The sequence below is a fragment of the Stenotrophomonas sp. Y-13 genome, from assembly GCF_046267925.1.
In the GTDB taxonomy this organism is placed as follows: Bacteria; Pseudomonadota; Gammaproteobacteria; order Xanthomonadales; family Xanthomonadaceae; genus Stenotrophomonas; species Stenotrophomonas acidaminiphila_A.
This window is the reverse complement of sequence record NZ_CP176501.1, coordinates 3,581,784-3,598,825: the sequence shown is the minus strand read 5'-3', so window position 1 is coordinate 3,598,825 and position 17,042 is coordinate 3,581,784. Positions and strand designations below refer to the sequence as shown.

The 17,042-nt window shown below is 70.4% G+C and carries 16 protein-coding genes; 10 read left to right on the top strand and 6 right to left on the bottom strand.

The window, feature by feature from the left end:
• Positions 1-331 precede the first annotated feature (331 nt).
• The 3 genes from ACJ7VY_RS16200 (at position 332) to ACJ7VY_RS16190 (ending at position 4,050) form a co-directional block, all read left to right on the top strand.
• Positions 332-1,177 carry a hypothetical protein gene (locus tag ACJ7VY_RS16200; protein WP_409476064.1) on the top strand — a complete coding sequence of 282 codons (846 nt, stop codon included), beginning with the start codon at positions 332-334 and terminating at the stop codon, positions 1,175-1,177.
• Complete coding sequence (gene plsB / locus ACJ7VY_RS16195) at positions 1,177-3,789, top strand: glycerol-3-phosphate 1-O-acyltransferase PlsB (RefSeq protein WP_161614585.1); 2,613 nt, start codon at positions 1,177-1,179, stop codon at positions 3,787-3,789. Before ACJ7VY_RS16200 ends, plsB begins: the two co-directional genes overlap by 1 nt.
• Positions 3,790-3,852: 63 nt before the next feature.
• On the top strand, positions 3,853-4,050 hold the full coding sequence (locus ACJ7VY_RS16190; RefSeq protein ID WP_161614586.1) for a hypothetical protein: 198 nt from the start codon (positions 3,853-3,855) through the stop codon (positions 4,048-4,050).
• 25 nt (positions 4,051-4,075) lie between these two features.
• On the opposite strand, the gene ACJ7VY_RS16185 is transcribed toward ACJ7VY_RS16190, so the two are convergent.
• From ACJ7VY_RS16185 to ACJ7VY_RS16175, 3 genes are read right to left on the bottom strand one after another with little or no spacing between them, the layout of a single operon-like run.
• Entirely contained in the window at positions 4,076-4,282 is a 207-nt protein-coding gene (locus ACJ7VY_RS16185) for a YdcH family protein (RefSeq protein ID WP_240213070.1), read from the bottom strand.
• A 17-nt stretch (positions 4,283-4,299) separates the two neighbouring features.
• Entirely contained in the window at positions 4,300-5,769 is a 1,470-nt protein-coding gene (locus ACJ7VY_RS16180) for a CehA/McbA family metallohydrolase (RefSeq protein WP_240213071.1), read from the bottom strand.
• Positions 5,769-8,315, bottom strand: coding sequence for a TonB-dependent receptor (locus ACJ7VY_RS16175; RefSeq protein ID WP_409476063.1), 2,547 nt, complete (start codon positions 8,313-8,315; stop codon positions 5,769-5,771). The genes ACJ7VY_RS16180 and ACJ7VY_RS16175 overlap by 1 nt, the downstream gene beginning before the upstream one ends.
• A 130-nt stretch (positions 8,316-8,445) precedes the next feature.
• On the opposite strand from ACJ7VY_RS16175, the gene ttcA reads away from it, so the two are divergent.
• The 3 genes from ttcA to ACJ7VY_RS16160 all read left to right on the top strand — a co-directional run bounded on the left by ttcA (position 8,446) and on the right by ACJ7VY_RS16160 (position 11,201).
• Positions 8,446-9,357 (top strand): tRNA 2-thiocytidine(32) synthetase TtcA, encoded by a 912-nt coding sequence (ttcA, locus tag ACJ7VY_RS16170; RefSeq protein WP_199776740.1) that lies wholly within the window; start codon positions 8,446-8,448, stop codon positions 9,355-9,357.
• A gap of 94 nt (positions 9,358-9,451) precedes the next feature.
• Positions 9,452-10,360, top strand: a complete 909-nt coding sequence (locus tag ACJ7VY_RS16165; protein WP_104939995.1) for a recombination-associated protein RdgC — start codon at positions 9,452-9,454, stop codon at positions 10,358-10,360.
• A gap of 52 nt (positions 10,361-10,412) precedes the next feature.
• A complete protein-coding gene (locus ACJ7VY_RS16160; protein ID WP_409476062.1) occupies positions 10,413-11,201 on the top strand; it encodes a M48 family metallopeptidase in 789 nt (262 codons plus the stop codon).
• A 41-nt stretch (positions 11,202-11,242) separates the two neighbouring features.
• Here the strand turns inward: ACJ7VY_RS16160 and ACJ7VY_RS16155 are convergent, their stop codons facing one another.
• A complete protein-coding gene (locus ACJ7VY_RS16155) occupies positions 11,243-12,100 on the bottom strand; it encodes an alpha/beta fold hydrolase (RefSeq protein WP_409476061.1) in 858 nt (285 codons plus the stop codon).
• Positions 12,097-13,059 (bottom strand): ferrochelatase, encoded by a 963-nt coding sequence (gene hemH, locus ACJ7VY_RS16150; RefSeq protein WP_104939992.1) that lies wholly within the window; start codon positions 13,057-13,059, stop codon positions 12,097-12,099. Before hemH ends, ACJ7VY_RS16155 begins: the two co-directional genes overlap by 4 nt.
• A 315-nt stretch (positions 13,060-13,374) precedes the next feature.
• Between hemH and ACJ7VY_RS16145 the strand changes: the two genes are divergently transcribed.
• The 4 genes from ACJ7VY_RS16145 to tatC all read left to right on the top strand — a co-directional run bounded on the left by ACJ7VY_RS16145 (position 13,375) and on the right by tatC (position 15,768).
• Positions 13,375-14,274 carry a lipid-binding SYLF domain-containing protein gene (locus ACJ7VY_RS16145; protein WP_240213075.1) on the top strand — a complete coding sequence of 300 codons (900 nt, stop codon included), beginning with the start codon at positions 13,375-13,377 and terminating at the stop codon, positions 14,272-14,274.
• 75 nt (positions 14,275-14,349) lie between these two features.
• Positions 14,350-14,577, top strand: a complete 228-nt coding sequence (gene tatA / locus ACJ7VY_RS16140; protein WP_104939991.1) for a Sec-independent protein translocase subunit TatA — start codon at positions 14,350-14,352, stop codon at positions 14,575-14,577.
• Positions 14,578-14,593: 16 nt separating this feature from the next.
• Positions 14,594-15,028 carry a Sec-independent protein translocase protein TatB gene (gene tatB / locus ACJ7VY_RS16135; protein WP_104939990.1) on the top strand — a complete coding sequence of 145 codons (435 nt, stop codon included), beginning with the start codon at positions 14,594-14,596 and terminating at the stop codon, positions 15,026-15,028.
• Positions 15,025-15,768, top strand: a complete 744-nt coding sequence (gene tatC, locus ACJ7VY_RS16130) for a twin-arginine translocase subunit TatC (protein ID WP_240213077.1) — start codon at positions 15,025-15,027, stop codon at positions 15,766-15,768. Before tatB ends, tatC begins: the two co-directional genes overlap by 4 nt.
• 324 nt (positions 15,769-16,092) lie before the next feature.
• Here the strand turns inward: tatC and ACJ7VY_RS16125 are convergent, their stop codons facing one another.
• Positions 16,093-16,986 carry a BPSS1780 family membrane protein gene (locus ACJ7VY_RS16125; protein ID WP_409476060.1) on the bottom strand — a complete coding sequence of 298 codons (894 nt, stop codon included), beginning with the start codon at positions 16,984-16,986 and terminating at the stop codon, positions 16,093-16,095.
• Positions 16,987-17,042 lie beyond the last annotated feature (56 nt).

Below are 17,042 nucleotides of genomic sequence, written 5' to 3'. Positions count from 1 at the left end.
GCTGTGCCCCGTCCCGGCCCTGCCGGTGATGTGTCACATGTCCCCGGCTCCGCCGGCTTGAGGAGGTTCGCCACCGGCAACGGGGCGGCCTCTTTTTTTTTGCCTGTAACCCGGGCGGCGCCGGTTTCGCGTCCGCGCTTGCCGCTGTCACCGTACAGGCCGCAAGATGCGACGGCCCCGGGGGAGGACCAACGACGCCATGCCACGCCGTTCATCTCGCAGCCGTTCGCGTCTGGTCCTGCTCTCCCTCTGTGCAGTGGCGGTCCTCGCCGCCGGGTGCCGGCGCACGCCGGAGCCCTTGCCGGGTGCGGCTACCGAGCCGGCAGCGGCCGTGCGCCAGCTGGTCCAGCACCTGCACGACAACGACCTGGCCGGCTATGCCCGCGCGGCGGTGCCGCCGGCGCAGTACGCGGAGCTGGAGGCGGCCTGGGCCCAGGGCCACAGCCGCTGGCCGCTGGACCAGTTGCCCCTGCACGACAAACTGCCGGCGCTGCTGGCCACGCTGTCCGCGCCCGATGCCGAAACCCGGCTGCAGCGCGCGTTCAAGGCGCAGATCGCCGGGCAGGCCGCCGGCGTGCGCCAGGCCGCGCACTCGCTGGGCCTGTTCGGCGAGCAGTACATCAGCCACCAGGGCGACTACAGCGACGACGAACGCGCCCACTACGTGCAGCTGGTCAAGGCACTCAGCGCCTGGGCGCAGGCCGCGCCGCTGTCCGATCCCAAACTGGCCGGCTCCACCATCACCACCCTGACCACCGCCGCGCGCGCCACCGGCCTGGACAGCGACGCCGCGCTGCAGGCGGCGGGCATGACCGGCAGCCTGCAGCGGCTGTCACCGTTCGCCGCGGCCAGCAAACAGGTGCTGGCCAGTTACGGGTTGTCGCTGGACGACAGCGTCGCGCAGATGCGCACCGGCCTGGCCAGCCAGGACGGCGACCATGCCGTGGTCCACGTGCAGTACCCGCTGGCCGGCCATGACATCGACCTGCAGGTGGCGCTGCAGCGCCGGGAGGGCCACTGGTACCTGGCCCGCACCCTGGCCGAAGTGGACGCGGTGCTGGCGGCCGCGCGTGCCGCCGCGCCGCCGCCGGCGGACACCGTGTCCCCCGGGGCCGGCACCGCCGCCGACGCGGATGCCCACGCCGGGAACAGCCGGGCGGCGGCAGCTACGCCATAATGTCGCCGATGTCGAAACAGAATCCAGGGCCCGACCAGGGCGAACTCCTGCCGCCGGGCGACACCAGCGCCGCGGCCGCCTCCCCCCTGCCGGCCACGGCCGGCCGACCGCCCGTACGCCCGGGCCGGCGCCCGCTGTGGGCGCGCCTGCTGGGCCGCCTGATCGAGCCGTGGCTCGGCCTGAAGATCGAGCCCGAGCAACTGCAGCACGACCCGGCGCAGCCGGTGGTCTACGTGCTGGAGGACTACGGCCTGTCCAACGCGCTGATCCTGGACAAGGCCTGCCGCGACGCCGGGCTGCCGTCGCCGCTGGTGCCGCTGGCCGGCGACCCGACCGGGCGCAAGCGCGCCTATGTCGCGCTGTCGCGGCGCTCCAGCAACAACGCGCTGATCCCCGAGCAGCGCGGCGCCCGCACCCATTCCGACTCGCTGGCGCGGCTGCTGCAGGCGCACCGCGCCAACCCGGCGCTGGACGTGCAGCTGGTGCCGGTGTCGATCTTCGTCGGCCGCGCGCCGGACAAGCAGAGCGGCTGGTTCGCGGTGCTGTTCTCGGAGAACTGGGCGCTGGTCGGCCGCTTCCGCCGCCTGCTGGCGGTGCTGCTCAACGGCCGCGACAGCATCGTGCGCTTCGCCGCGCCGATTTCGCTGCGCGAGACCGTGGAAGAGGGGCTGGAGCCCGAACGCACCGTGCGCAAGCTGCAGCGCGTGCTGCGCGCGCACTTCCGCCGCATCCGTGAATCGATCATCGGCCCGGACCTGTCCACCCGCCGCCTGCTGGTGGACAAGGTGCTGGAGGCCGAGCCGGTGCGCGAGGCCATCGCCGCCCAGGCCAAGCGCGACAACTCCCGGCCGGCCGATGCCTGGAAGAAGGCGCAGGGCTATGCCTGGGAGATCGCCGCCGACTATTCCAGCCCGGTGGTGCGCTCGGCCAGTTTCATGCTGACCCACGTCTGGAACCGCATCTACGCCGGCGTGCTGGTCCACCACCTGGACAAGTTCAAGGAAGCCGCGCCCGGGCACGAAGTGATCTACGTGCCCAGCCACCGCAGCCACATGGACTACCTGCTGCTGAGCTACCTGTTGTACGACCGCGGCATCGTGCCGCCGCACATCGTGGCCGGCATCAACCTCAACCTGCCGGTGGTCGGCACGCTGCTGCGCAAGGGCGGCGCGTTCTTCATCCGCCGCAGCATCCGCGGCAACGCGCTGTACTCGGCGGTGCTGAGCGAATACGTGGCGCAGCTGGTGGCCGGTGGCTATTCGATCGAGTACTTCGTCGAGGGCGGGCGCTCGCGCACCGGGCGCCTGCTGCAGCCCAAGGGCGGCATGATCTCGATGACCCTGCGCGCGTTCCTGCGGCAGCCGCGCAAGCCGGTGCTGTTCCAGCCCATCTACATCGGCTACGAGAAGCTGATGGAGGGCAACAGCTACCTGGACGAGCTGTCCGGGCGGCCGAAGGAAAAGGAGTCGATCTGGGCGCTGCTGTGGGGCATCCCCAAGGTGCTCAAGCAGAATTACGGCCAGGTGGTGGTCAACTTCGGTGAGCCGATCGCGCTGAACGACGTGCTGGCCGAGAAGGCGCCGGAATGGGATGGCCAGCCGGTGTCCGAGGACGAGAAGCCGTCGTGGCTGTCTAGCACGGTCGATACCCTGGCCGAGCAGATCCAGGTACGCATCAACGGCGCCGCCGACGTCAACCCGATCAACCTGCTGGCGCTGGCGCTGCTGTCCACGCCCAAGCACGCCATGGGCGAGGCCGACCTGATCGCGCAGATCGAGCTGTGCAAGAAGCTGCTGGTGGAGCTGCCGTATTCGGACCGGGTGACGGTCACCCCGCATTCGCCCGAGCGCATCATCGCCCACGCCGAGGAGATCAACGTCCTCACCCGGGTCAAGCACCCGCTGGGCGACGTGCTCAGCGTCAGCGGCGATACCGCGGTGCTGCTGAGCTATTTCCGCAACAACGTGCTGCACCTGTTCACCGCGTCCTCGTGGGTGGCCTGCTGTTTCCAGAACAACCGCCGCATGAGCCGCGCCGGCCTGCTGCGGCTGGGCCGCGGGCTGTACCCGTTCCTGCAGCAGGAGCTGTTCCTGCCGTGGACCGAGGACGAATTCGCCGCGCGCATCGAGCAGACCATCAACGTGTTCGTGCGCGAAGGCCTGCTGCAGCAGGTGGGCGAGGACGAGGGCGGCATGCTCGCGCGCAGCACCGGCCAGACCGATGAAGTATTCCGCCTGCGCGCCATCGGCCACTCGCTGCAACAGGCGTTCGAGCGCTATTACATCGCCATCTCGGTGCTGGTGAAGAACGGCCCCGGCGTGCTCGGCGCGGCCGAACTGGAGAGCCTGTGCCAGCAGGCCGCGCAGCGCCTGAGCCTGCTCTACGCTCCGGCCGCGCCGGAGTTCTTCGACAAAACCCTGTTCCGCGGTTTCATCCAGAAGATGCGCGAGCTGCGCCTGGTGTGGCCGGACGAGAACAGCAAGCTGCTGTTCGACGAGCGCCTGGACGCCTGGGCCAAGGACGCCAAGTTCATCCTCGGCCGCGAACTGCGCCACACCATCGAGCGGGTGAGCCCGGAGGCGGTGAAGCCGGAGGAACCGGCGGCGGGCTGAGGATTCCCCTGCACCGGGCAGTGGAAGGAGACGGCAATGCGGCCATCGGATTTTTTTTGGGGGGTGGCGATCGCCAGCGTGTTCGCCGCGCTGCACGCCCTGCGCCCGCCGCGTGATGTTTCCGCCTTGCCCGACCCGTCGGACGCGGTGAAGGCGCTGCTGCGCAGCGGGAACAGGATCGCCGCGATCCGGGCCTACCGCCGGCAAAGCGGTGCATCGCTGCTGGAAGCGAACCGGGTCATCGCCCGCCACGCGGCCTGAGTGGCGGGCGTGGCGGCGCTGCGGTTCAGGCCGGCTCGTCGGGAATCAGCATGCTTTCCAGGCGGGCGATGCAGTCCTTGAGCTGCAGCCTGCGCTTCTTCAGCCGCTTCGCGTCCAGTTCGTCATCCGGGTTGGCGGCGAGCCTGCCGATGCGTTCGTCCAGGCTGCGGTGCTCGGCCCGCAGTTCGGCGATGCGCTGGCTGATCTCGGCGAGGGACGGCAGCTCGGACATGCCGCCAGCTTAGCCGGTCAGCGGGACCAGTTCACGTACACCGGATTGCCCAGCATCAACAGGCTGCCGTCGGCATCGCGCGCATCCACGCGCAACCAGTGCCGCTTGCCATCCGAGCGCCAGCGCAGGCTGGCCCGCTGGCTGCCGTCCGCGCCGGTTTCCACCGTGGCGGGGTGGCGCTGGCCGTCGATGACGAACTCGACGCGCAGCGGGCGGGGATAGTCCAGCTCGGCGTGCACGGTGGCCCACTGTCCGGCGGCCAGGTCCCGTTGCTGGCCCATCCCGGTGCGCTGGCCGTCCGCGCCGCGCAGCCACAGGTCCAACCGGCTGCCGGCGACGTTGCGCACGTCCACCACCACCCGGCCCTGCCTCAGCGCGGCGAGGATCGCGTCGCGCGACAGCGCCGGCGCATGCACCAGGGTGGCGGGCCGGCCGATCGGCGAGGGGCCATCGGCCGCGCCCGGATCATGGCTGTCGCTGCCGCCGATGGCGGTCATGCGCCGGCCCTGCTGCAGCTGCTGCTCCCAGAAGCCGACGCCCGCGCGCGGGCCATCGGCCTGGCTGGCGTTGACCACCTCCACCGCGGCGACCGCGTCCATGTCCACCGGTCTGGCGGGGGTCCAGCCGCAGCCCATGCACGCCTCGCCCGAGGCCAGCGCCGGGTGGTTGATCGACAGCAGCGCACCGCTGTCGTTGACCTGGCGCAGCAGCGGGTTCCAGTCGGGCAGGGTGTCGCCGAGCCGGAACGGCAGCGGCCCGTTGACGCCGAACACGTTGGCGTGGCCCTGGAAGGTGGTGACCTCCATGCCCGGAATCAGCAGCAGGCGGTCGAACCATGGCTGGTGGCGGGCGAGCTCCTCCAGGTGCGAAGCCGTGTTGTGCTCGGTGACCGCGACGAAATCCAGGCCCTGCCGCGCCGCCGCCTGCAGGCTCAGGAACAGCGGGCAGGGCACCTTGTTGCCCTGCTGGCTGGCGCAGCTGCCGTCGCTGTGGGTGCTGTGCATGTGCAGGTCGCCGCGGTACCAGGCCGGCTCCTCGCGCAGCACCTGCGGCACGCGGTCCCTGCCGGCCTGCACTTCGCCCTCGTCCCACAGCGTCACGCTGACGGTGTAGGGCGTGCGCGCCGTGGCACGGATGTTGGGAATGCCCAGCAGCACCTTCCACTGGCCTGCCGGCAATGCGCCGGGCAGGTAGCCACCCGTGGCGTCGTAGCGGGAAACCGTGACCGCGCGCCGCGAACCGCCGCTCCAGCCGCGGAAGCCCTGTGCGTCCAGCAGCCCGAGGTCGATGACGGTGCGCTCGCCGGCGCCGTCATGATGCAGGGTGATGTCCACCCTGCCGGTGCCCTCGGGCACGCCGAACGGCAGCTCCAGGTAGCGTTGATGGTCCTTGCCGCTGAGCGTGCCCTGCAGTTGCAGGGTCTGCGCGGCGTGGGCGCCGGGGCTGGCGGCAAGTGCCGCCAGCATCATCGCGGACAGGGCGCGCATCAGAACCGGTACATCAGGGCCAGGCGGTAGTTGCGGCCCAGCAGTGGCCGCGCGATGAAGGCGCTGGCGCCCGCGTCGCTGCTGGCCAGCTCGCCGGCGCGCGGATTGCCCTCGGTCAGGCCCAGCGAGTTGGTGACGTTGTCGATGTAGCCGTACATCGACACGCGGTCGGTCAGCTCGTAGCGCGCGCTGAGGTTGAGCAGCCGGTAGGACGGCAGCCGCACCGAGTTGGCGGTGTCCACGTAGCGCTCGCCCTGGTGCTCGGCGGCGGCCTGCAGGCGCAGGCGCTGGTCGAGCAGGTTGAGGCCCGCGACCACGCGCGCGCCCAGCTCCGGTACCCGGATCAGCTGGTTGCCGACGAAATCGCGCAGCACCGGCGCGCCATTGACCAGTTCGCTGTAGCGCAGGTCGCGGTACTGCGCATCCTGCCAGGTGGCGTTGACGCGCAGGTCGAACCAGTCGCTGGGGTACCACGCCGTCTCCAGTTCCAGGCCGAACGTGCGGGTGCTGGCATAGCCGGCTTCGCGGGTGGACACGCCGGTGTCCGGGTTGAAGCGGTAGTTGCTGAAGCCGACGTTGTCGTACTTGGTGTAGAACGCCGTGGCGTAGGCGCTGAACAGCGGGTTGGCGAACTTGAAGCCGACTTCGGCCAGGTCCATCGTCTGGGTGTCGGCTGCCTTGCCGTTGGCCGCTGCGCAGGCGGCGACGGTCGCCGCCGAGGTCGGGTCGCAGTTGTCGTTGCGGGTGAGGTAGTTGCCCAGGCTGGGCAGGCGGAACGCCGAGGTCCAGCGGCCGAACACGCCCATGCCGTCGTTGAACTGCCAGTTGGCGCCGACCGACCAGCCCAGGTCGTCCGACGCCAGGTCGTGGTTCACGTACAGGCCCGAGCCGGTGAGCATCTGCGAGGTCGCCAGGGTGCCGCCGTTGACGCTGCGGCGCACCTCGTTCCAGCCGCTGCTGCTGGCCTTCTCCCAGCGCATGCCGCTGTCGATGCGCAGCCTGTCGTTCACCTGCCACTCGTCGCTGACATAGAAGGCCTGGGTCTTCTGTTCGCCGGAGGCGTTGTTCCACTCGTAGCCGTAGCGCCACACGCCGTTGTCGCTGAGCGTGCGCACCACGTTGCCGTTGGCATCCAGCGCGACCAGGTCGAGCAGGCGGGCGTTGTTGGCCGCATCCATCAGCACCGAGGACGAATAGCGGGTGTAGTCCTCGCGGGTGGAGGCCAGGTAGTAGCCCACGGTGAGGTCGTGCTGCTGGCCACCGAGCGCGAAGCTGCGCATCAGCCGCGTGTCGCTGACGAACTCGCGCACCGGGATGTCCAGCCCGCGCAGGCCGCCGACCACCAGCAGGCCGTTGCCATTCTGGCTGGCGGTGTCGAAGCCGCCGCTTCCATTCACGTAGCGCAGGCCCAGCGCGGTGGCGCCCGGCACCGACGCCAGCAGCTGTTTCTGCCCGGCGAGGAACGTGGCCGCCGGCGTCAGCGAGTTGGGGAACACGCCGTTGCGGATGGTGTCAGTGCGGCTGAAGCGCGCCGATTGCGCCAGTTCCCAGTCGCCGCCCAGTGCGGTCTCCAGCTTGAACGTGAGCTGGTCGCGTTTCACATGGGTGCCTTCGCTGTTGTCGAAGTCCCAGCCGCGGCCATCGGCGGTCTTCATCGACAGGTAGCGCGTTTCCGGGCCGGCCAGCGTGCCATGGTTGCCATCGAAGCCGGGCACCGCGCGGATGTCGCCGTTGCCGTTGGTGTACATCGGGATGCCCAGGTACAGGGCAACGCGGTCATCCATGCGCTTGGCGTCGATGCTGAAGCGCCCGCCCTCGAATTCCCGGGCCAGGTTCAGCCGGAACTGGCCGCCGTCGTTGCTGTTGAAGCCCGGGTCGCGCACGCCGTCCTCGACCCGGTAGAAGCCTCCCAGCAACAGCTTCCAGCCATTGGCCAGCGGGCTGCCGTAGGCGAAGTCCAGGCGGTTCAGGCCGCTGTCGCCGGCGGTGTACTTGAACACGCCGCTGGCGTCCTCGCCGACCTGGCGCGGGATGAAGTTGATCGCACCGGCCGGCGCGTTGGAATACATCACCGACGCCGGGCCGCCGCGGACCACCTCGATGCGTTCGATGGTCTCGTCCAGGCGGAACGCCTGGTCGCCGTTGAGGTAGCCCAGCGCCGGGTCATGCACCACCGGGATGCCGTCTTCCAGCAGGGTGACCGAGCCGAAGCCGTCGACCGGGATGCCGCGAGCGCGGATGTTGCCGCTGGCCTCGCCGCCGGAGGCTTCCACCCAGAACCCGGGCACCGACTTGAGCGCTTCGGTCACGCTGGTCGGTGCCTGCATGCGCAGCTGCTCTTCCTCGATGTTGGTGATCGAGTAGCTGGTCTCGGCCTTGGTGCGCACGCCGGTGCCGCTGCGGCCGGTGACGATCACCGTATCCAGGTCCTTGGCGGAGGAGTGGGAGGCGCTGGCGGCCTCCTGGGCGAGCACGGAAGCCGGGGCAAGGGCGGAGGACAGCAGCAGCGCACGGCAGACAGCGGAAGCAAGACGGTTATCGAGCACGATGGACCCAGGGGCTGGACGGGGGAGCCCGGGATGCTGTCAGCGCGGCGTGACGTCGCCATGACGCTTTTGTGCCAGCCCGTGTCACCCGCCCCTGTGGAGCGCGGGGCCAGCCGGTAGAATGCATGCGATGAGTGCCGTCATTCCCCTTCCCGATCCCGCCCCGCGCGCCCGCGATCCACGCGTGGCCGAACGCGAACACCACAAGCTCGGCAAGCGCCTGCGCCGCCAGGTCGGCCAGGCCATCGCCGACTTCGGCATGATCGAGGCCGGCGACAAGGTCATGGTCTGCCTGTCCGGCGGCAAGGACAGCTACACCCTGCTGGACATCCTGCTGCAGCTGCAGAAGAAGGCGCCGGTGCCGTTCGAGCTGGTGGCGGTGAACCTGGACCAGAAGCAGCCGGGATTCCCCGAGCACGTGCTGCCGGAGTACCTGGCCGGCATCGGCGTGCCGTACCACATCATCGAGCAGGACACCTATTCGGTGGTCAGCCGGGTGATCCCGGAAGGCAAGACCATGTGTTCGCTGTGCTCGCGCATGCGCCGCGGCTCGCTGTACAGCTACGCCGAGGCCAACGGTTTCACCAAGATCGCGCTGGGCCACCACCGCGATGACATGGTGGCCACGTTCTTCATGAACCTGTTCCACCACGCCAAGATCTCGGGCATGCCGCCCAAGCTGCGCAGCGACGACGGCAAGCACGTGGTGATCCGCCCGCTGGCCTACGTGCGCGAGAGCGACATCATCGATTACGCGGCGGCGCGCCGGTTCCCGATCATCCCGTGCAACCTGTGCGGCAGCCAGGAGAACCTGCAGCGCAAGCAGGTCGGGCTGATGATGCAGCAGTGGGAGAAGGACCACCCCGGCCGCATCGAGCAGATCGCACGCGCGCTGGGCGACATCCGACCCTCGCAGATGGCCGATCCCAACCTGTTCGATTTCATGGCGCTGGGCCGCCGCGACGACGCGCCGCTGCCCGATGCGCACGCATGGCTGGCCGGTGGCGACAAGCAGGCCGCGCTTCCGCAGGAAGAGGACTGAGGCGGCGCGGCCGTCATGATTCATGCGCCGCGTCGCGGCGCTTTTTCCGGGCGGGAGGATTCCTTCCGCCGATCACGCATTTCGCAGGACATCCATGTTCTTCAAGAATCTCACCCTGTTCCGCTTCCCCACCTCGGTTGATTTCTCCGAGGTCGACACCCTGCTGCCGCACGTCGCGCTCAAGCCGGTCGGTGCGCTGGAAATGAGTTCGCGCGGCTTCATCTCGCCGTTCGGGCGCGAAGAGAAGGAGCAGTTCTCGCACCGCATCGGCGATGCGCTGTGGCTCACCGTCGGCGGTGAGGAGAAGATCCTGCCCGGCGCGGTGGTCAACGACCTGCTGGCGCGGAAGCTGGAGGAGATCGAGGAGAAGGAAGGGCGCAAGCCCGGCGGCCGCGAGCGCAAGCGGCTCAAGGACGACCTGCTGCACGAGCTGCTGCCGCGCGCCTTCGTCAAGAGCTCGCGCACCGACGCCTTCCTCGACCTGCAGCACGGTTACGTCGCGGTGGACAGTTCCAGCCGCAAGACCGGCGAGAACGTGATGAGCGACATCCGCGGCATGCTCGGCAGTTTCCCGGCGATGCCGCTGAACGCCGAGGTCGCGCCGCGCGCGATCCTGACCGCGTGGATCGCCGGCGAGCCCCTGCCCGACGGCCTGAGCCTGGGCGAAGAGTGCGAGATGAAGGACCCGGTGGAAGGTGGCGCGGTGGTCAAGTGCCAGCACCAGGAACTGCGCTGCGACGAGATCGACAAGCACCTGGACGCCGGCAAGCAGGTCACCAAGCTGGCGCTGGTGTTCGAGGACAACCTGTCGTTCGTGCTCGGCGACGACCTGATCGTGCGCAAGCTCAAGTTCCTCGACGGCGCCCTGGACCAGCTCGAACACATCGACGAGGAAGGCCGCCGCGCCGAACTCGACGCCCGGTTCGCACTGCAGAGCGGCGAGATCCGGCGCCTGTTCCTGCTGCTGGAGCAGGCGTTCAAGCTGAGCAAGGCCGACAGCTGAACGGGCGATCCGCCGACCGTCCCGGCGGCCGCCCAGGGACTATGCTGGAGCGATGACCACCCTGTTCCGCCGCCTGGCCGCCGTCGCCGCGCCCGTCATCCAGCGCGACACCGTGCGGCTGCGCCTGGACGATGCCGAGATCGACGTGCTGCGCGTGCGCGACCCGCGTGCGCGGCGGCTCAAGCTCAGCGTCGATGAACGCGGCGCGCGGCTGACCCTGCCGCTGCGCGCCAGCCTGGCGTCCGGCGAGCGCTTCCTGCAGGCCAACCGGCAGTGGCTGCAGCAGCAGCTGGCGCGGTTCGATGGCGAGGGCCTGCTGGCGCCGCCGCTGGCATTGCGCGAACCCGGCGTGCTGCCGCTGCGCGGGGCGTTGCTGCCAGTGCGCTGGCAGGAAGGCCGTTTCACCCGGATCGAGGTGGATGCCGGAGGCGCCTGCATCCAGCTGCCGGCGCGGGCCGGCGACGCTTCGCTGCGGCGCGTGCTGCGCGAGTTCTACGAGGCGCGGATGCGCGCCGATGTCGGGCACTGGCTGCCCGCTTACCTGCCGGGGCTGCCACGCGCGCCCGCGCGGGTGCGGCTGAAGGTGATGTCCTCGCAGTGGGGCTCGCTGGCGCCGGACGGTTCGCTGGCGCTGGACCTGGCGCTGGCGCTGGCGCGGCCGGCGGCGTTCGAGTACGTGCTGGTCCACGAGCTGTGCCACCTGCTGCAGGCCAACCATTCGCCGGCCTTCTGGGCCGAGGTGGAGGCGCGTTTCCCGCACTGGCGGCACGAACGCGACTACCTGCGCGAGGAAGGCCGCCGGCTCAAGGCGACGCTGCGGCAGTTGCTGCGCGGCGCCTGACGCAGCCGCCCGGCGCGCATCCGCGCGCGGTCGCCGCGGTCTCAGCCGCCGGGAATCGTCCCGAGGAAATCGCGGATCACCGCCGCCACCGCTTCGGGCTGGTCCATGTGCAGGTGGTGGTGCCCGGGCAGGGTGTGCAGGCGGCCATGCGCCAGCAACGCCGCGCGCTGGCTGCGCTCGGGCTCGGGAAAGTAGGGTTGCGCCGGCGTGGCGTAGATCACCTGCGCCGGGCATTGGATCGCGCCCAGCACGTCGCGCACCTGCTCTTCGGTCATGCGCACCGCGGTGGGCAGCATCAGCCGCGGGTCGCTGCGCCATCTCCAGCCCCCGGCGACCGGGCGCACGCCGCGTTCAACCAGCAGCCGCGCCGAGGCCTCGTCCAGCTGGTTGGCCAGCATGCGCGCGCGCACCGGCGCGGCGATATCGGCGAACACGCGCAACTGCTTGTCGCTGAACGCGGCCAGTGCCGCCACGTGCGCGCGCAGGCGTTCGACGGTCTGCGAGGCGGGTGCGGCAAGGCCGCCCAGCGCCTCGATGGCGACCAGCGCCTGCGTCCGCCGTGGCGCCACCGCCGCCACCAGGCTGGCGATCGCCGCACCCATCGAGTGGCCCAGCAGCACGCAGCGCTCCCAGCCCAGCGCGTCCATGATCGCCAGTACCTGCACGATCGCCTGCGGCGTGGTGTACGCCGCCTCGGCAGGCAGAGGGTCGCTCAGGCCGTGGCCGGGCAGGTCCACCAGCGCCCAGTCCAGCGCCGGCAGCCGCGCCGCCAGCGGGACGAAGCTGGCGGCGTTGTCGAGCCAGCCGTGCAGTGCCAGCACCGGCGTGCCGCCGCGGGTGCCGGCGCGGAGCCCGGCCACGCGCAGGCCGCCGGCGTCCAGTTCGAACGGTGTGGTCATGCGCCCTGGGCGACGGCCAGCGCGGCCAGCGCGCGGGCATGTGCGGGAGCGTCGTTCAGGCAGGGGATGTAACGCATGGTGGCGCCGCGCTCGGCGACGGTGGCGGTGAAACCCATCGCCACTTCCTCCAGCGTTTCCAGGCAGTCGGTGGCGAAACCCGGGCAGACCACGTCCAGCGTCCGCGCGCCGCCCTCGGCCAGCGCCCACAGCGTGGGTTCGGCATAGGGCTGCAGCCAGCGCTCGCGGCCGAAGCGCGACTGGTAGGCCAGCTGCCAGTCGCCGTCGCCCAGTTCCAGCGCCGCGGCGATCGCCCGCGCGCTGGCTTCGCAGCGCTGCGGATACGGGTCGCCAGCGTCCGCCAGCCGCTGCGGGATGCCATGGAAGGAGAACACCAGGCGGTCGCCGCGGCCGTGCGCCTGCCAGTAGTCGCGGATCGAGGCGGCCACCGCCGCCACCCATTGCGGGTCGTCTGCATAGTCGCGGATGGTGTGGACCTGTACGTCGCGGTGGCGGGCCTGCCACTCCTGCACCTTGTCCTCGACCGAGGCCGTGGTGGTGGTCGAATACTGCGGGTACAGCGGCAGCACCACGATGCGCGTGGCACCGGCCGCGGCCAGCGCGTCCAGCGCCGGCTGCAGCGCCGGCTGGCCGTAGCGCATGGCCTCGCGTACCTGCCAGTGCGGCAGTTCGCGGGCGATGTTGGCCACCAGGCGGCGGGTATGCACCGCCAGCGGCGAGCCCTCCGCCATCCACACCTGTGCGTACTTGTGCGCCGAGCGGCCGCCGCGCAGCGGCAGGATCAATCCATACAGCAGCGGCTTCCACAGCAGGGGGGGAATCGAGACCACGCGCCGGTCGCCGAGGAACTCGGCCAGGTAGCGACGTACCGCCGGGGCGGTGGGTGTCTCGGGCGTGCCTAGGTTGACCGCGAGCAGCGCGGTGGTGGGTGCGTCGGACATGCGCGCATTGTGGCTGAAAGCCGGGAACGAGTGGAGAGGGACGAGAGGGCAGAGTAGGGGAAGGGGAGTGAGGAGTGAGGAGTGAGGAGTGAGGAGTGAGAGAGAAGCAACGGCAAAGCCCAAAACCAAGGCTGTCATCCATGACAAAAGGTAGAGTCGTCATCCGCCGTGCAGGCGGGAATCGCTCCTGCTCTGCCTTTTCTCACTCCTCACTTCTCTTCACTCGCCCTCGTCCATTCCTCGCCCGTTCATCGCCCCGCTTCCAATCTCGACACCTTGCCGTATCTTTCCGTGCATCGACCTGTGGAGTCCGCCATGCGCCGCCTGCCGTACATCGCCCTGCTGTTGTCCGCGAGCCTGTTGTCCGCCACTGCCCTGGCCGGGCCGCAGGAGGACCAGCGCGCCCGCAACGCCGTGCGCGTGCTCGGCGAGATCCAGGAGATCCCGGAGCAGGCCATTCCCGACAAGCTGCTCGACGAGGGCCGCGCGATCATCGTCATCCCCGACACGATCAAGGCCGGGCTGGTCCTCGGCGGCCGCCGCGGGCATGGCCTGATGTCGGTCAAGAACCCCGATGGCAGCTGGTCCAACCCGGTGTTCGTCAAGCTCACCGGCGGCAGCATCGGCTTCCAGGCCGGGGTGCAGTCCTCCGACGTGATCCTGGTGTTCCGCAACAACCGCAGCCTGGACAACATCGTCAACGGCAAGTTCACCCTGGGCGCCGACGCCGGCGTGGCCGCCGGCCCGGTCGGCCGCAGCGCCGCCGCCGCCACCGATGGCCAGCTCAAGGCCGAGATATGGTCGTGGTCGCGCGCCCGCGGGCTGTTCGCCGGGGTGGCGCTGGACGGCGCGGTGCTGTCCATCGACGATGCCGCCAACCTCGACGCCTACGGCCAGGGCACCACCCCGCGGATGATCCTGGAGGGGCGCCTGAATGCGGCGCCTTCGGCCGACGTGGTCGCCTTCCGCGACCGCCTGGAGGAGTCCACCTACGCCGCGCGCGAGAAGCGCGGTACCCAGGGCACCGCCGCGCCGGTGGCGTCGTCGGCGCCGCGCACCCAGCCGGTCGCCGTGTCCGGCAACGCCCCGCAGCAGGGCAGCGAGGCGACCACCCAGCCGCTGCAGCCGGCCACCGCCGAGCCCGCGCCGCAGCAGGGTTTCCAGCCGGTGTCCGAAGGCGAAATCCGCACCGAATCGCTGGACGGCGGCAACTGACCTTCGGCACGGGCGTCCGGCGGGGCCGGGTGCGCTATGCTCACTGGCCTCCACACCGAATAACGCGAGCGGATCATGGGCAGTTTCAGCATCTGGCATTGGTTGATCGTGCTGGTCATCGTCGTGCTGGTGTTCGGCACCAAGCGGCTGACGAGCGGCGCCAAGGATCTGGGCAGCGCGGTCAAGGAATTCAAGAAGGGCATGCGCGATGACGACACCCCGCCTGCGCGCCTGAACGACGAATCGCGCGAGCGCGAATCCAGCCGCGATACGCAGGCCGAGCGCGACCGCGAGACGCGCTGAACCGAAGGTTCCCCGCGTGTTCGATATCGGCTTCAGCGAACTGCTGCTGATCGCGGTGGTGGCGCTGGTGGTTCTGGGCCCCGAACGGCTGCCCAAGGCGGCGCGCTTTGCCGGGCTGTGGGTGCGCCGTGCGCGCAACCAGTGGGATTCGGTAAAGCAGGAGCTCGAGCGCGAACTGCAGGCCGAAGAGCTGCAGCGCAACCTGCGCAGCGTGCGCCAGTCGGTGCAGCAGGCTGAGCGCGACCTGCACGAGGGCGCCACCCGGCTGCGCGGCGACGTCGATGCGCTGCGCGATGAAGTCGATGCCGTTGCCGCGCCCGCGCCGCCCGCCGCCGATGCAGCCGCGGACCCTGCGGCGCAGGCGCTGCCGGCGCCCGACGCCGTGCAGACCCCGGCAGCGGACCTGACCGGAACGACGGGTGCACCGCTGCCGCCGGAGCGCGCGCCATGAGCGAGAACTTCAACGAAAGCCCGCTGATCGAGCACCTGGTGGAACTGCGCGCGCGCCTGGTGCGCGGGCTGCTGGGGCTGGGCGTGGTGCTGCTGGCGCTGCTGCCGTTCGCGCGCACGCTCTACAACCACCTGGCCACGCCGCTGGTGTCGCAGCTGCCGGCCGGGCAGTCGATGATCGCCACCAATCCGGCCGGGGCGTTCTTCGCGCCGCTCAAGCTGACCTTCTTCACCGCCGTGTTCATTGCCGTGCCGTGGCTGCTGTACCAGGCCTGGGCATTCGTCGCGCCGGGCCTGTATGCGCGCGAGAAGCGCCTGGCGGTGCCGCTGCTCGCCTCGGCGGTGGCGCTGTTCTACATCGGCTGCGCGTTCGCCTATTTCCTGGTGCTGCCGGCGGTGTTCCATTTCCTGACCACCTTCCGCCCGGAGGTGATCGCCATCACCCCGGACGCCAATGCGTACCTGGATTTCGTGCTGGCGATCTTCTTCGCTTTCGGTGCGAGCTTCGAGCTGCCGGTGGCGATGGTGATCCTGGTGCTGCTGGGCTGGGTCACGCCGCAGCAGCTGCGCGAGGGGCGCGGCTACGCCATCGTCGGCATCTTCGTGCTGGCCGCGGTGCTGACCCCGCCGGACGTGGTTTCGCAGCTGATGCTGGCCATCCCGATGTGCGTGCTCTACGAGCTGGGCATCCACGCCGCGCGCTGGCTGCAACCGCGCAAGCAGCCGGTTTCCGAACCGTAGGCAGGCGCGCGGCGGCGCACGACGCCATGCCCACCGCCTGGCCGGCGCGGTTGCGTACCGCACCGCCGCCGTGGCGCGGCTCAGGCTTGATGACGTGCATGTCCGGCGCCGCTGCCGTCTTGGCCGCGGCCGGACCGAGCCTCTGTGTCCAGGCCGCTCAAACCGGCCGGCGAACACCGGCATCAGCACCGCCATCAGCAGCGGCTGCGCCAACGCCATGGCCACGGTCTGGCCAGCCAACAGGTCGACGATGATCGCCAGGCACGACGCCGTGCCACCGCTTGGCCGGCGCGGTTGCGTACCGCTCCGCCGACGTGGCGCGGCTCAGGCTTCGATGACGTGCATGTCCGGCGCCGCTGCCGTCTTGTCCGCGGCCGGGCCGAGCATCTGCTTCCAGGCCGCGTACACCGCGCCGGCGAACACCGGCATCAGCACGGCCATCAGCAGCAGCTGCGCCAACGCCATGGCCACGGTCTGGCCGGCCACCAGGCCGACGATGATCGCCAGGATCATCACCGCGAAATAGATCGCGAAGATGGCGATGAAGGCCAGCACGAAGAACACCAGCATCGCCGGCAGGTTGCGCAGGCTCGAGCGCAGGCTGCGGCGCAGCGCATGCCAGCCGCCGATGCGCTGGAACATCACCTGCGGCGGCATCACGAACAGCGCCAGGGTCAGTGCGGCGAAGGTGGCCAGCATCAGCAGCAGCCACAGCAGGATGCGCCCGGCCGGCAGCGTCGCCACCAGCGCCTCGATCTGCGCCGGGTCCGGCTGCGCGCCGGACTGGCTCAGCTCGTTGATCCGCAGCATCACCTCCGACAGCCGCTGCAGGCCGTCGCTGCCGACCAGCACCAGCAGCAGCGTGCCCAGCAGCAGCGCGGCCACCAGCTGCGGCAGCAGCGCCACCAGCAGGTGCGGGGCGCGGCCTTCGCGCACGCCCTCGAGCAGGTGCGCCGGCCGCGCCGGCCGGTTCTGGTCCACTTCGCGCACGGCCCACAGCAGGCCGCCCATGAACAGCGGCCCGGCCAGCAGCAGCAGGAACTGCACCAGGGTGCCCAGCGCCGGCACCAGCAGCGACAGCGACAGCACCAGCGAAGCGCCCACGCCCCAGAGGATGCCCAGCGAACCCAGCGCCAGCGGCGCGCGCCTGAGCAGGCCGAAGCCGGCCAGCAGCCATTCCGCGCCGGCGGAGGCCGGCACCTTGCGAATATCGCCCATTGCAGTTCCGAAAAGGGGGAGCGCCGGCACCACGCCAGCGTGGGCGGATTATCGCC